Annotated in this window: 9 protein-coding genes; all 9 read right to left on the bottom strand. The window is 58.6% G+C overall.

Going from position 1 to position 14454, the window contains the following annotated elements:
- Positions 1-196 precede the first annotated feature (196 nt).
- The 9 genes from KXG62_RS29355 to KXG62_RS29315 all read right to left on the bottom strand — a co-directional run bounded on the left by KXG62_RS29355 (position 197) and on the right by KXG62_RS29315 (position 14295).
- Positions 197-901: a peptidylprolyl isomerase gene (locus tag KXG62_RS29355; protein ID WP_218095571.1), complete on the bottom strand. Its 705-nt coding sequence runs from the start codon at positions 899-901 to the stop codon at positions 197-199.
- An 84-nt stretch (positions 902-985) separates the two neighbouring features.
- Positions 986-3979 (bottom strand): transglycosylase domain-containing protein, encoded by a 2994-nt coding sequence (locus tag KXG62_RS29350; RefSeq protein WP_246627700.1) that lies wholly within the window; start codon positions 3977-3979, stop codon positions 986-988.
- Between the two features lie 112 nt (positions 3980-4091).
- Complete coding sequence (gene hfq / locus KXG62_RS29345; RefSeq protein WP_218095570.1) at positions 4092-4331, bottom strand: RNA chaperone Hfq; 240 nt, start codon at positions 4329-4331, stop codon at positions 4092-4094.
- Positions 4331-5317 (bottom strand): tRNA (adenosine(37)-N6)-dimethylallyltransferase MiaA, encoded by a 987-nt coding sequence (gene miaA, locus KXG62_RS29340; RefSeq protein ID WP_218095569.1) that lies wholly within the window; start codon positions 5315-5317, stop codon positions 4331-4333. The genes hfq and miaA overlap by 1 nt, the downstream gene beginning before the upstream one ends.
- Positions 5311-6084 (bottom strand): class I SAM-dependent methyltransferase, encoded by a 774-nt coding sequence (locus KXG62_RS29335; protein WP_218095568.1) that lies wholly within the window; start codon positions 6082-6084, stop codon positions 5311-5313. Before KXG62_RS29335 ends, miaA begins: the two co-directional genes overlap by 7 nt.
- Complete coding sequence (mutL, locus tag KXG62_RS29330) at positions 6085-8163, bottom strand: DNA mismatch repair endonuclease MutL (RefSeq protein WP_218095567.1); 2079 nt, start codon at positions 8161-8163, stop codon at positions 6085-6087.
- Positions 8164-8183: 20 nt separating this feature from the next.
- Entirely contained in the window at positions 8184-9647 is a 1464-nt protein-coding gene (locus KXG62_RS29325) for a S41 family peptidase (protein WP_218095566.1), read from the bottom strand.
- 55 nt (positions 9648-9702) lie between these two features.
- Complete coding sequence (mutS, locus tag KXG62_RS29320) at positions 9703-12510, bottom strand: DNA mismatch repair protein MutS (protein ID WP_218095565.1); 2808 nt, start codon at positions 12508-12510, stop codon at positions 9703-9705.
- Positions 12511-12855: 345 nt separating this feature from the next.
- Positions 12856-14295 (bottom strand): putative amidoligase domain-containing protein, encoded by a 1440-nt coding sequence (locus tag KXG62_RS29315; protein ID WP_218095564.1) that lies wholly within the window; start codon positions 14293-14295, stop codon positions 12856-12858.
- Between the last annotated feature and the right edge of the window lie 159 nt (positions 14296-14454).

Genomic DNA, 14454 nt, shown 5'->3' with positions numbered 1-14454 from the left:
CATTACGTTCCCTTCGCCTCAACAAGTTTATGCCATCATATGATGCGAAATCGCAGATAAGACATTGAAAAACCAGCGTGGCCGCCCACGCTGTTCTGATGTTTATGGAGGAATCGGCCTTCGGCAATCAGTACCTTTCTTGGCTGCATCGCTCTAAGAATCTGCAAGAGAAGGGGAAGCTAAGATGCCGTATTCCTTATTTTTCGGTAATTTCGATCGTCTGGATGGTTACTTTTTCTGTCGGCACGCTCGGCGTCGGCTCGCTGCCTTTCTTTACAGGCGTAGCGGCAATATTCTGAACGACGTCCATGCCTTCCGTTACTTTACCGAAAATGGTATAATTCGGGTTTTGGTTCAACACCGTCGTGCTGTCAGGACCCGTGCAAATGAAAAACTGGCTGCCGTTCGTATTCGGACCCGCATTCGCCATGGCCACAATGCCAGGCTCGTACTTGTACGGCGTCTTCAGCTCGTCCTCGAATTTATAGCCCGGTCCCCCGGTTCCGTTCCCTTGCGGATCGCCGGTCTGAATCATGAACGACTGAATAATCCGGTGGAACGTAATATCGTTATAGAAGCCTTCTTTTGAGAGAAATACGAAGTTGTTTACGGTTTTCGGCGCTTCTTTGGCAAAAAGCTCGATGGTAAACGTTCCTTTCGAGGTCGTTACCTTGGCGGTATACGATTTCTTCTGATCGATTTTCATCGCCGGCGGCGAGGTCCACGATTTTTTGGCTGGCTGCCCCGCTTGCGCTCCGGCTTGTCCGGAGGGCTGGCTGCCATTTGGCGTGCTCCCTTGTCCGGCGGGAGCCGGTTTCGTACCGCAGCCAGTCATGATGGCAGCGAAAAGCGCCGCCGTGCCGACCCATGTCGCCGTCTTCCAAAGAAATGTCGCTTTCATTCGTTCGTCCTCAACTCCATTTATGTCGTTTATAGTGTATTAGCCTCGCTCATATTATACTATGCCTTGCCAAAAATATGAAATCTAGCGGACTCCCGGCGCGGGCGGCGCCGAGCCGCTTGCACCGTCGGAGAAGACGCGTTCGCCCGCATGGCTGGAAGCATCGCCGGGGAGAACCCCGACGTTGCTTCCGCTGCCTGTACCGGGCGTGACGCCAACCTGCCCCGGCTGGCTTGTTCCGCCGCCCGGCTGTGTCGCGCCACCTTGCCCCGGCTGGCTCGTTCCGCTTCCCGGCTGTGTCGCGCCGCCTTGTCCCGGCTGGCCTGTTCCGCCTCCTGGCTGCGTCGTGCCTCCCTGTCCCGGCTGGCCTGTTCCGCCTCCTGGCTGCGTCGTGCCTCCCTGTCCCGGCTGACCTGTTCCGCCTCCCGGCTGCGTCGTGCCTCCCTGTCCCGGCTGACCCGTTCCTCCGCCCGGCTGCGTCGTGCCTCCTTGTCCCGGCTGACCTGTTCCTCCGCCCGGCTGCGTCGTGCCGCCTTGTCCCGGCTGGCCTGTTCCGCCTCCCGGCTGCGTCGTGCCTCCCTGTCCCGGCTGACCTGTTCCTCCGCCCGGCTGCGTCGTGCCTCCCTGTCCCGGCTGGCCTGCTCCGCCTCCCGGCTGCGTCGTGCCTCCCTGTCCCGGCTGGCCTGCTCCGCCTCCCGGCTGCGTCGTGCCTCCCTGTCCCGGCTGACCCGTGCCCGGCTTGAGCGGGTCGGAATGTCCTGCATCTGTGCTGACGATTACCGACACCGTATTCGATCGGGCGCCGGCGACATTGCTGACCGTATTGACCGGCACGACCACGTATTGATAAGTGTCCGGCAGGATCGCCGAAATATCGTTTACTTCGGTCGAAGCTGTCGTCAAGAGCGGCTCGCTCGGGAACTCCGCCGTCTTGCTGTCTTTGCGGAACAGCTGGTAAGTGACGTTATCGCCGATCCCCGACCAGCTCAGCTTGACGGTTCTGCTCTCCTTGATGTATTCACCTTTCAGGTCGGCTACCGTCTTCGGCGGCGCCGCGAGATCCGGCACGCCGTCCGGCTTGACGAAGGAAGTCATCGGCGTCTTCGCAAGCGCCTTTTGCATCACTTCCTTGAAAATGACCGCTGCGCCGCCGCTGCTCATGGAAACATAATGCTTCGAGTCGGTTTTATCGAAGCCCATCCAGACGGCCGCCGTCCATTCCGGCGTATACCCGACGAACCACAGGTCCCGGTTATACTTCTCGAGCCCTTTCAGATCAAGCTGCGTCGAGCCCGTTTTCCCTGCGACCGGACGCTCGAACTTAGCAGCCGTCCCCGTTCCCCCCGATTCAACGACGCCCTGAAGCAGCTGCGTCATGTACCACGCGGTTTTCGCGCTCATGACCGACTTCTTCTCGCCTTTATAGGCAGTCCGGAGGCTCCCGTCGGCATTTTCGATTTTATTGATGGCATGGGCCTCGTTCATCACCCCGTTATTCGGGAAGGCGCTGTACGCCTGCGCCATCTGCAGCGTCGTGACCCCTTTGGTTAATCCCCCGAGCGCAATCGCAAGATTGTTGTCGTTTTTGTCGAGCTCAATACCGAGCTTTTTGACAAAATCGATCCCTTTGCTGACGCCGATCTCGTTAAGCAATGCGACGGCCGGCGCGTTGATCGACTTTTTCACGGCTTCGAACATGCTGACCTGGCCGCGGTACACGCCGTCGTAGTTTCTCGGGTTGTAGCCGTTGTAGTTTTTTTGCTCGTCCGGCAGCATGCTGTACGGCGTGTATTTGCCCATTTCCAGTGCTGGCGCATAGGCGACGAGCGTCTTGAAGGACGAGCCCGGCTGCCTCGGCTGCTGCACAGCCCGGTTCAAGCCCCGCGCTGCGTAGTCTCTGCCGCCGATCATGGCGACGATGCCGCCGTCCGTGTTGTTGAGAATAACCATGCTGCTTTGCATTTTTTGCTCCGGTCCGTCTTTTTGGAACAGCTTGTCGTTCGCGTATGTCTGCTCCATAATTTTTTGGGCGTCCGGATTCAAGGAAGTATAAATTTTATAGCCGCCCCGCATAATGTCGTCTTCTTCGATGTTGAACTTGTTCTGCGCTTCCCGCAGCACATAGTCGACATAGGTTTGGTACGAGTCCTTGGATCCGCCTGTCAGGGGCACATAGTCGACTGCCGCCGCTTCCGCACGCTCGGCTTCGGTAATATAGCCTTGGTCGGCCATCAGCTTCAGCACAACGCCGCGTCGATCCTTCGACTTCTCGGGATTGGCAATGGGATTGTATGTGCTCGGCGCTTTCGGAATTGCGGCAAGCGTCGCCATCTGCCACAGCTTCAGCTGATTCAAGTCAGAAATGCCAAAGTATTTTTTGGAAGCGGCCTTCACCCCGTAAGCCCGGCTTCCGAAGAAAATCCGGTTCAAATACTTTTCTAAAATTTCATCCTTCGTGTATCTTTCTTCCAACGCAACGGCAATGGACATTTCTGTCGCTTTGCGGAAAAATGTCTTATCCGCCGACAGGAACACGTTTTTGGCGAGCTGCTGCGTAATGGTGCTTCCGCCTTCCACCATGCTGCGGGCGACCACGTCCTTCACCAAGGCACGGCCGATGCCGAGAAAATCGATCCCCGCATGCTCCTCGAACCGCTTATCCTCCGTTGCAATAAACGCGTCTCGCAGCTTCTTCGGAATTTCCGACGCGTTGACGCTCTCGCGGTTTTCGGCGGCGAGCACCGCCACTTCCTTATTGCTCACATCGTAGATCAGCGACGCTTCGTCCAGATCGAGCTTATCGATGTTCTGGGTCAAAATGCGGCCGCCATTGATAATGATGAATATATAGACGCCCATCGCGCAAATCGCTGCAACCGCGCTACTAACGAACGCCCACGCGAACACCTTTCCTGCGGTAATTTTTTTCGTTTTTCGTTTCCCGGATTTCGGCTTTGTCGTTTGCTTGGTCGAGTTTCCTGACGCATTACGGTTTGTTCCCGCCATATCCGACTCCCTCTCTCTTGTCTGTTTGCCTTTATCCACCTCTTTAAACGGCGCCAAGGCTCTTTTAAACAAAGAACAACCCTTCAATGTCGGGTTGCCCTTTGGAATTGTATTCAATTAGACGAACCGAAAGTGCGAAAAGTTGCTCCTATCGCATCCTTGAGGCGGAAGTACCGGGTCCCGATTATTCCGTCGCGCTCTCCTGCTGCATTAAAGAAACGGGGCGCTGCGGCGTGAACGTCGAGATAGCGTGCTTGTAGACCATCTGCTGGCGGCCTTCGCTGTCGATGATAATCGTAAAATTATCGAAAGCACGGATCACACCACGAATCTGAAACCCATTCGTCAAATAGACGGTGACCGGGATGCTGTCCTTGCGCAATTGATTTAAAAAAGTGTCCTGAATATTGATCGATTTGTTCATCAATGGGCCCCCTCGGTATTATTACGGACAAGTGTCAGCTTTCCTGCTATTATAGCACGAATCTTTTCCAGTTGGGTAGAAATATTTGCCATTTCGCTCACGTCGATCCACTCGATATCCGTCATGTGCCGAAACCAGGAAAGCTGTCTTTTGGCAAAATGCCGCGTGCTTTTCTTCAGCATCTCGACGGCTTCCTCTAAAGAGTACGCTCCCTCCAAATATCCGGCAATCTCCTTGTAGCCAAGCCCCTGCATGGATACCATATCCTTGGTATAGCCGTCCGCCAGCAATGCGCGTACCTCTTCAACCAAACCTTCATCCATCATCTGATCGATTCGTTCTTCAATACGTTTATATAGTAAAGCTCTATCCATTGTCAACCCGACGATACATAATTCGTAAGGCGATTCCTTTTTCTGTACCTTCAACCGGTCCGACAGTTTTTCGCCGGTCACGTGAAAAATTTCCAGCGCCCGGATAATGCGCCGCTGGTCGTTCGGGTGAAGACGATCCGCCGATTCGGGATCGATCTGCCGAAGACGGTCATGCAGCGCCTCGGCTCCTGCAGCCTCGGCATACAAGCGCTGCTCCTCGCGAAACGCTTCGTCCGATCCGCTCTCGCTGAATTGATACCGGTAGCATACCGATTCCACATACAACCCCGTGCCTCCGACGATAAAAGGCAGCTTCCCCCGCGAGGCAATATCCTCGATCAGAACGGTGCAGCGATCCTGGAATTCGGCTACGGAAAATGGTTCATCCGGATCTTGAATATCGATCATATGATGCGGAACCTGCGCGCGCTCCTCCGGCGTCGCCTTGGCCGTGCCGATATCCATCTTTCGGTACACCTGCATCGAGTCGCCGGATATGATTTCCGCCCCGTATTCCTCAGCTACCGCCAGGCTCAGCTTCGTCTTGCCGACGGCGGTCGGTCCGACCAGCACGAGCAGCGGGGTTCTGCCGTTCTCCGTCTTTGTCAGCATCGTATCACTCCGTAAGCAATTTTCGTTGAGGGACGGCGGGCGATGTCAAAGCCGAGACGTTCGAATTCCGGGCTATCCCGATGCTCCTTCAGAACTACGGCCTTGCGGGCCGCCCTCTTGGCCTCGGCGACTGCTTCCGCCGTCAGCGCCCGCTCGTCCGCAACGCCTCGAATCGCCCGAATCGACGCCGATTCGGTGATCGGCTTGCGGAACATCGGATCGAAATAGACGACATCGACACTGCGGTCCGGCAAGCTGCGAAGGTAGTCCGAATGATCCATGCGGACGACCTGAATGCGCCGCATCGCCTCATTCAAACCGGGCACCTCCGAGTCGTAGGCCTGAAGCCCCTGCCCCAGCAAAAAAGCCGGGATCGGCGAGCTTTCGAGCGCCGTGACGCGACCTTCCGAACCGACCGCAAAGGAAAAAACGATCGAATCGGAGCCAAGTCCTGCCGTACAGTCGACAATGGCGTCTCCCGGGTTTACGCCGGCCAGTTCAAGCAGCGTATCCGGCTCCCCGTTCAGCAGCCGCTTCACACGGACTGCCGCCGTGCTCGGATGGAAAAACAACGGCTGCCGCTGTTCATGATGATATTCGATCCGTTCCTTGGTAATCAGAAGGATGTCTTCTTCTCCATAACGCGCCCGCAGCTGCGCGAGCGTCATGCGCTTGCGCGGAACGTATCGGCCGCCCAGCGATTGCGCAAGGTTACTCGCTTCCCTGGTTTGTTCTTCTCCCGGGTCGTAGGAGGTAGTGACGAACACTCACATCACCCGCTTAAACATTTTTTCAAGCTCATAGGTCGAGAAGCTGACGACGATCGGACGGCCGTGCGGGCAAGTGTAAGGATTGCGGCAGGCGGCCAGACGGTCGAGCAGCGTTTCGATTTCGAGCGTACCGATTTTTTGATTTGCTTTGATCGAAGCTTTGCAGGAGCACATGATCGCCGCTTTTTCACGAAGCTTGGCGATGTCGACCTGCTTTTTCTCCGACAGCAGCCATTCGATCATTTCTTCCACAAGCATCTGCTCTTCTCCCTTGGGCAGCCAGTGCGGATAAGCACGCACCAGGAAGGAGGAGCCTCCGAACGGCTCCAGGAACACGCCGGCCCGCTCCAGCTGAGGCAGCTTCTCGTTCAGCTTGACCGCCTCAATCGACGTATATTCCAGTGTCAAAGGTACGAGCAGCTCCTGGCTCGCTTGCTCGGGCTTGCCGAACTGGTCGAAATAATATTCGTAATTGATCCGCTCATGCGCGGCATGCTGGTCGATCAGGAACAATCCTTCCTCGTTCTGCGCCACGATGTAGGTGCCGTGCATCTGCCCGATCGGTTGCAGCTTCGGAAACGCCGGCAGCGCCGGCGGCGTATCCGCGGGCAGCGGCGCGAGCGTCCGCAGCAGCGCCTCCGAGGCGGCGGCCGTCTCACGCGGGCTGCGATCGTCCTGCCGAGGTGGCGCAGACGATTGCACGCCCGGCCCTTGCGGCGACCGCGAGACGGACTCACGCCGCGACGACGGTTCGCGCCACGCCTCGGGGGGCGCTTGCCCCGGCGAAGCGGACAGCCCGCGCCGCGCGTCGGCATTAGCCGGCTGTGAAGCGGGCTGCCCACGCAGCGCGTCGGCACCAGCCCACTGCGGAGCCGGCTGCGACTCGCTGCGCGCAGCAGCGGAAGCACCGCCGCTGGTGTAAGCGTCACGCGCTTCGCCGTACAGCGCTTCGCGTCCCTCCGCGGCTCTCCCCCCGGACGGCGCAGCCGGTTGCGGGTTCGCTGCCTGCGGCCGGTACAGCTCAAGCTGCTCCTGCACGACCGCTTCGCGCGGCCGGCGCTCCGGCTGGCCCGCCGACGGAATCAGCCGCTGCGCGCCGAGCACCGAACGCACCTCACGTTCGATCAACTGCATCAGCTCCGGCTCCTTGCTGAAGCGAACCTCCAGCTTCGCCGGGTGCACGTTCACGTCCAGCAGCGTCGGATCCATCTCCAAATGCAGCACCGCAAGCGGGAACCGGTTAATCGGCAGCAAGGTATGATATCCTTGCAGCAGCGCGTTCACAACCGCAAAGTTGCGGATATATCTGCCGTTAATGACGCTGGAGATGCCGTTGCGGTTGGCCCGGGTCAGCTCGGGCTTGCCGATATAGCCGGACAGCCGATAATCGAGCGATTCGCCGCCAATCGGCAGCATGCTTCTGGCCGCAGCCGTACCGTAAACGCCGGCTATAACCTGCAGCAGATCGCCGCTTCCGAGCGTCTGAATGAGCGTGTTCCCGTTATGCTTGAGCGTGAACGCGATGTTCGGATGCGACAGCGCGAGCCTATACATATAATCCGTCACGTGACCGAGCTCCGTCTGGATCGTCTTCATGTATTTGAGACGGGCAGGCGTATTGTAGAACAGCTCGCGCACCATAATATCCGTTCCCCGCGGAACGGCCGCTTCGGTCTTCGCCTTCACGCTGCCGCCTTCAATGACAAGCCTCGTTCCGAGCCCGCTCGTATCCGGCGAGGTCTGGCATTCCACCTTGGCAACCGCCGCGATGCTGGGCAGCGCCTCCCCGCGGAAGCCAAGTGTCCGGATGGCGAACAAGTCATGGGCGCTGGCAATTTTGCTTGTCGCATGGCGGAAAAATGCGGTCTCGCAATCGTCCGGGTCCATGCCGGACCCGTTATCAGCGACACGGATCAGCGCGAGTCCGCCTTCCTCGATCGTCACGTAGACGCGCGTGCTGCCGGCGTCCACCGCGTTCTCCACCAGCTCCTTCACGACGGAGGAAGGTCTTTCCACCACTTCGCCCGCCGCGATCTGGTTGGCGATATGTTCGTCTAAAATGTTTATTTTACCCATATGCCGGGCTCCTTACTCGTTTAAGGCTTGTTTACGGACACCGTAAGCTTGCTGCCGTTGTCCTCCCACTTGACGTTCGCGAATGCAGACGCAATGCTGTCCAGCGTGACAAAACCGGTGCCGTTTTGGTTCAAATAGTCGGACGCATCAGCGCCGTATGCCGCTTTCCCTTGCTCCGAAGCGATTTCAAGCGAAGACGTCGCGTCGTTCCAGGTCACTTCCGCGCCGGCGAGTGCGGCGATCGAGCGCGCCGGGACGAACACTTTACCGTCTTGCCGGATCACATCGAACGGTTCGACGATCGATACCCCGTTGAGCGCAAGCGCTTTGCGGTCATACGTCAGCTCGAACGACTCGCTGCCCGCCATGCGGAGCGCCGTCACGAGCTGGGCCAGGTCGCCTTCCACCTTGCGGTCCGGCTCCAGTCCCACTTTGTTCACTTTCCGCAGCTTCGGCGTCAAATATTCTTCGATCGTAACCTTGAGCGCACCGCCGGACTTGAGCGGAAACAACGTTTGCACGCTGCCTTTGCCGTACGTTTTCGTGCCGATCGCCTTGACGACGCCGTAATCCTGCAGCGCGCCCGTCAATACTTCCGAAGCGCTCGCGCTGTACTCGTTCACGAGGAAATAGACCGGGAACGGCTGCGTCGTTCCGTCCTTGAACGACACAGGATCGTCCACATTGTTGCGGTCGCTCGTATGAATCAGTACGCCTTCCTTGACGAACAGCTTGACCATGTTCAACGCCGAATCGAGCAGCCCTCCGGGATTGTCCCGCAGATCGACGACCAGGCTCTTGATGCCTTGTCCCTTGAGTACGTTCAGCTCTTGCGCCAGCTTCTCATCGGAATCGCTGGAAAAGCTGGCGATTTGAATGTAGCCGATCCCCGGATCAAACAGCTTGCGTACGACGGTCGGCAGCTGTATTTTTTGGCGCTTTACCTTCAGCTCTTTCGTTTCTTCTCCGCGCAGCACGCGAATCGTAACGACGGTGCCTTCCTCGCCCAATATTTTTTCGGTGACGTCATTCACTTTTTTCCCCGCCACCGATACGCCTTCGACTTCAATGAACTTGTCGCCGACTTGAATCCCCGCTTCCTTCGCCGGAGAGCCGTCGAACACTTCCGCCACATACACCGCGTCCGGCTCTTCGCCGACGCGCACACCGATGCCGACGTACTGATTTTCCACCGAGTTCTCGAAGCTCCTCAGCTCTTCCGGCGAAAAGTATTGCGTGTACGGGTCTTGGAGCGAGCCGACCATCGCCTTGATGCCTGTCTCGGCCAATTTGCTGCTCGAAGGCGCGCTCACGTGATTTTTCTCCAGCAGATCATATACTTCCTTCAACTGATCCGCCGTTACCGTGCTGGAGGCTTCCGCCGCCCATACCGGCGAAGCAGCCGGAATGAGCAGCGTCATCGAAAGCAGACCGGCCGCCGTCGTTTTCCAAAACCGGGTCGAACGCAATTTTTTTGGACTCATGCAAGTTCCTCTTCTCTATAAGGTCATATCATTCCAATATTGGTTTCGCTTCGCCTTACTGTTGCGGCAGCTGCTTCTTCAATTCGTACAAAAAGTTCATCGCCGTCATCGGCGTCATGTTCATCAAATCGGCACTGCGGAGCATGCCCACAATCTTATCGGCCAGAGGGTCTTTCTTCGCGGACTTTTCCGCCTTGGCGTCAACATCCAGCGCAAATAAGCTGAGCTGCTCGACCGCTTGCTGCCTGTCGGGAACCGCTTGTCCGGCTGACGGAGCCGAAGCTTCCGGCGAATCCGGTTCTCTTGTGACAGACGGCTCGCTTGCCTGTTCCGGCGCCGGCACAAACATCGTGTCCGCGGTGTGCCGTTCTTCTTGCGCAGGCTGCGTTTGGCTTGATCCAGGAGCGGCCGGAGCTCCGACTTGCGCCGATGCTGCCGCCGTCTCCTCCCGGCCCTGCTGCCACTCTGCCCGCGCTTCAAAAACATGCAGCAGCTCGTACGAGCGATCGATGATCCCGGTGGGCAGCCCGGCGATTTGCGCGCAGTAAATGCCGTAGCTCGTGCTGGCCGCACCGGGAATTAACCGCCGCAGGAAAGTGACCTGCTGTCCGCTTTCCTTCACTGCCATGCAATAGTTGCGCAAATCCCGCAAGCTATCCTCCAGATGCGCGAGCTCATGAAAATGCGTCGACACAAGGGTCTTGCAGCCGATCTTATCATGAAGGTACTCGATGACCGCCTGCGCGATCGCCATCCCTTCGCCGGTCGATGTGCCGCGACCCAGCTCGTCGATGATGACGAGGCTTCGCGAAGTTGCCTTGGCGGTCATGATCTGGATATCCATCATCTCGACCATAAACGTGCTCTGACCGCCGATCAGATCGTCCGCCGCGCCGATGCGGGTGAAGATGCGGTCGATCAACGGGACCTTTGCCCGCTTGGCCGGCACGAAACAGCCGATTTGCGCCATCAGGCAAATGATCGCGACCTGACGCATGTATGTGCTTTTCCCCGCCATATTCGGGCCGGTAATGAGCAGCATGCTTCCGGCTTCCCGCGACAGCTCGGTCTCGTTGGCGATAAAGACGCTGTCTTCGAGGACCGCTTCCACGACCGGATGGCGGCCTTCCTCGACCTGCAGCTCATAAAATTCGCCGACTTCCGGCTTCGTGAACCGGTTCGCCGCGCTGACATGGGCCAGCGACTGGTAAACGTCCGCCGTCGCGATGAGCTCCGCCAGCGTTTGCAGCCTGGAGACATGCGCGCCCAGTCGGTCCCTCAGCTCAATGAACAGCTCGTGCTCGAGATCGACCATACCCTCTTCGGCCTCGAGGATGAGCGCCTCTTTCTCCTTCAGCTCCGGTGTGACGAACCGCTCTGCGTTGGCGAGCGTCTGCTTGCGCTCGTATCTTCCTTCTTCCAGCGTGCCCAGGTTCGACTTCGTCACCTCGATAAAGTAGCCGAACACCTTGTTATAGCCGATCTTCAGCGACTTGATGCCCGTCCGCTCGCGCTCCTGCTTCTCCAGCTCGGCCAGCCACTGCTTGCCGTTCGCGCTCGCTTCGCGAAGCTGATCGAGGCGGGCGTTGTAGCCCGCCCGAATCATCCCCCCATCCCGAATCGAGACGGGAGGCTCGTCCACGATGGCGTCCGCGATCGACGCCATCAAGTCCTGGCACGGGTCGATCCGTGCCGCAAGCTTCGCCAGCGTGGCGGAGCCGCTGGACTCGCAAAGCTGCTGCAGCATAGGCACCTGCTGCAGCGAGCGCATCAGCGCGACCAGGTCGCGCGCGCCCGCGCTGCCGTAGGCAATGCGCGCCGTAAGCCGCTCCAGGTCGTACACTTCCTTCAGCGATGTGCGCAGCTCTTCGCGGACGATTAGCTGATGATACAGACGGTCCACCGCTTCGAGCCGTTCTGCGATGTGCGATGCGTTCATCAGCGGCTTCTCGATCCACCGCCGCAGCAGCCGCCCGCCCATGGCGGTCACGGTCTTGTCCAGCAGCCAGAGCAAGGAGCCTTTCTTCGAACGGTCGCGGACCGTCTCTACAAGCTCCAGGTTGCGCCGGGTGAACGGGTCCATCACCATATACTGCGTCGGCTCGTACACCCGAATCTGCTTGATGTGCGACAGCGAACGCTTCTGCGTCTCTTTCAAATACCCCATCAGGAGCGACAATGTCTCGCGTCCGCCTTCCGGCAAGCCGGCCAGCTGCGAGTCCAAGAAATGCCCTTCGGCCGGCAAGCCTCCCGCCGCGCTGCGGCCATCTCTCGGCGTCATAACCGCGGACCGCAGCCACGCCGCCGATCCGCTGCGGATCTGCTCCAGCAGCGCCGGGCTGCCGAGAATTTCCGACGGCCCGTATACGTTCAGTTCGTCGAGCAGCAGCTCGAACGACCCGTCGAGACGCGTAACGTACAGCTCTCCCGTCGATATATCGCACACGGCAATGCCGTATGCTTCGCCGGATAATGCGACCGCCGCGATGTAATTGTTCGCTTCGCTGAGCGAGCGCTGGTCCATCACCGTCCCCGGGGTGACGATGCGCACCACTTCCCGCCGGACGACGCCTTTCGCTTCGGACGGGTCTTCCACCTGTTCGCAGATCGCAACCTTGTATCCTTTTTCTACCAAACGGGCGACGTAGTTTTCCGCGGAATGGTGGGGCACGCCGCACATCGGGATGCGCTCCTCCATTCCGCCCTCCCGGCCGGTCAGTGTAATCTCCAGCTCCCGCGACGCCACAATCGCGTCGTCAAAAAACATTTCATAAAAATCGCCAAGACGAAAAAATAAAAAAGCGTCCTGTACCTCCGCCTTGATGGCAAGGTACTGCTCAATCATCGGCGTATATTTGGCCATGCTGCATCCCCCAACGCTTGTACTGCTGTTCGGCATTCCATGCGACTTCCATCTTCACGTCGAACCGGACCTTCCATCTATGAATCTGCCATTCTTGCGATTCATAGATTTGCAGACAAAAAAATATAGTAGAACATCGTTCATGATGGCTATGTACATGCCGGTCAAGCCCCATAACGGTGCCTCGGCCGCCGCGCTGCGGCGTATCCGGGCCCCTCCGCCGGTTGCGGCAGCATGGATAAAGCTGCGTAATCCGCATCCCGCAGAGGCTATGCCCGTCTCGATTCGACAAAAGGCATCACTGCCCTCTCATTATATCACGATTTATTGGAGAACACCCATTTTCTATCGAAAGGGAGCAATTTTCCATTTCGGCCGAATATCGTCCAATTCTTTCCAATTCCGCATTTGCAGCATTCGCCTGCGCAGCGGAAGCAAATACGATTCGTATGTCGCATAGCCGGGCAATCTTTCGACATCTTTCCACAGCGCCTGGAGCAGCGGCCGTATACGCGTCTTGTCGCTTCCGTAGTACGCTTTGATCACTTCCGCATCGGCAAGCGGCCGAAGATTCAGCGAGCGGTAATGCTCCGCCGTCACTTTGGCCAGCGCCAGCACGCCTTTGGCAATGTCGGGCGACACCATCCAGCTCGGCAGGACACGGTACTCGAACCCGCCGTGCCGCTGGCGACGGAAGTCGCCGAGAAACCCGTATTTCGGCTTGCGCATGCCGGTCGTTCCGTCTTCCAGCAGCGTTAGCGGCAGCGCGATGTAATTGTCGAGCACGCGCAGCAGACGGCTGCTCAGCCCGATGCCGCTGAAATGGATATGGCCGCCGAGCGGGAACCCCCGAACGGGCATGCCGCCAGCCACCCAGCGGACGTCCGGGTCGCCAATCCGTTTCGCTGCAAGCTGCATCGTGCGGTGGAGATTGACGACGAGCTCGCGAATATCGGTGCTCGGCTTCGGGCGCAGCTCGGCCAGCGGAAATATTTTGCGCCGGCTCGGGAGCACGATCGCATCGCAGCCGAAAGCGCCATCCTTCTCGACGTAATTCGAAGCAAACGTCACTTTTCCCCGGCTGTTCAGCAGCAGAAACTCAGGGTCCGCGCCGAGCATGACGTCCGCTTGGCCCGACTCCGCTTCTCCCGACAGCTCAAGGTCGAACCGGTTCATTGCGTCCGCGAACAGCTCCGCCAGCCGCGGCGTCAGCTTCGGCACAGCTTCCACCGCGAGCACGACGACCGTCCCGCCCGAACGGGCGCCGAGCCGAACGACGCCGTAATCGAGTCCGAGGGCGTACACGGCTTTCACCGCTTCCTTCATGGCGCGGGACGCGTAGAAGCTCGGCTGGACGGTCCCGACTTCGGTAAAATCCTGCGACAGCCCTTCCGGCGCGCGAACGCCGGACTTCGTCTGGTGACCAATGTATACCCCGCTGCTGCGGGAGTACAGCGTCAGCGCCTGCAAGTGAAATACGGGCACGATAAATTCATGCGGCCAGCGGTCCGCCGCGAATCGGCTTACGCCGCTCTCGTCCCAGCCGCATTCGATGCCGTGCAGCGCAAGCAGCTCCATCGCCCGCTTCTTGTTTCGCGCAAGCAGGATGCTTCGGATCGGCTGCAGTACTTCGGCATGACCGCGGTCGGGATGGTACGCTCCCCAGTGAATCACGGTCCCGCTCTTCTCTATGTCCTCCGGAACCCGGGTACCGTGCGGAAACAGCAGTTTCGCAAGCAGCGGCTCCATCGCCGGCTCGCCCGAATGAAGCAGGAATGCGCGCATAGTGAACCCCTTTCGCCCATTTTGTCCGGGACAACTTTTTCTAGAGTAAAGGGCAGAGAAATCTGCCCCTCCTCATCAAACCGTACGTGAGGTTTTCCCTCATACGGCTTTCCGATGTTCGTCATTCATGTGCATGCAGATTACAAGAGCGTTTTAAGT

The sequence above is a fragment of the Paenibacillus solanacearum genome (genome assembly GCF_910593845.1).
Lineage (GTDB): Bacteria > Bacillota > Bacilli > Paenibacillales > NBRC-103111 > Paenibacillus_G > Paenibacillus_G solanacearum.
The sequence above is the reverse complement of the archived record's forward strand: the minus strand, read 5'-3'. Positions and strand labels throughout refer to the sequence as shown.

Bases quoted from the DNA above. Each gene is read 5' to 3' on its own strand.
- hfq (WP_218095570.1), bottom strand. From the start codon at position 4,331: ATGAACAAATCGATCAATATTCAGGACACTTTTTTAAATCAATTGCGC.
- KXG62_RS29325 (WP_218095566.1), bottom strand. From the start codon at position 9,647: ATGAGTCCAAAAAAATTGCGTTCGACCCGGTTTTGGAAAACGACGGCG.
- mutS (WP_218095565.1), bottom strand. From the start codon at position 12,510: ATGGCCAAATATACGCCGATGATTGAGCAGTACCTTGCCATCAAGGCG.
- miaA (WP_218095569.1), bottom strand. From the start codon at position 5,317: ATGCTGACAAAGACGGAGAACGGCAGAACCCCGCTGCTCGTGCTGGTC.
- KXG62_RS29315 (WP_218095564.1), bottom strand. From the start codon at position 14,295: ATGCGCGCATTCCTGCTTCATTCGGGCGAGCCGGCGATGGAGCCGCTG.
- mutL (WP_218095567.1), bottom strand. From the start codon at position 8,163: ATGGGTAAAATAAACATTTTAGACGAACATATCGCCAACCAGATCGCG.
- KXG62_RS29355 (WP_218095571.1), bottom strand. From the start codon at position 901: ATGAAAGCGACATTTCTTTGGAAGACGGCGACATGGGTCGGCACGGCG.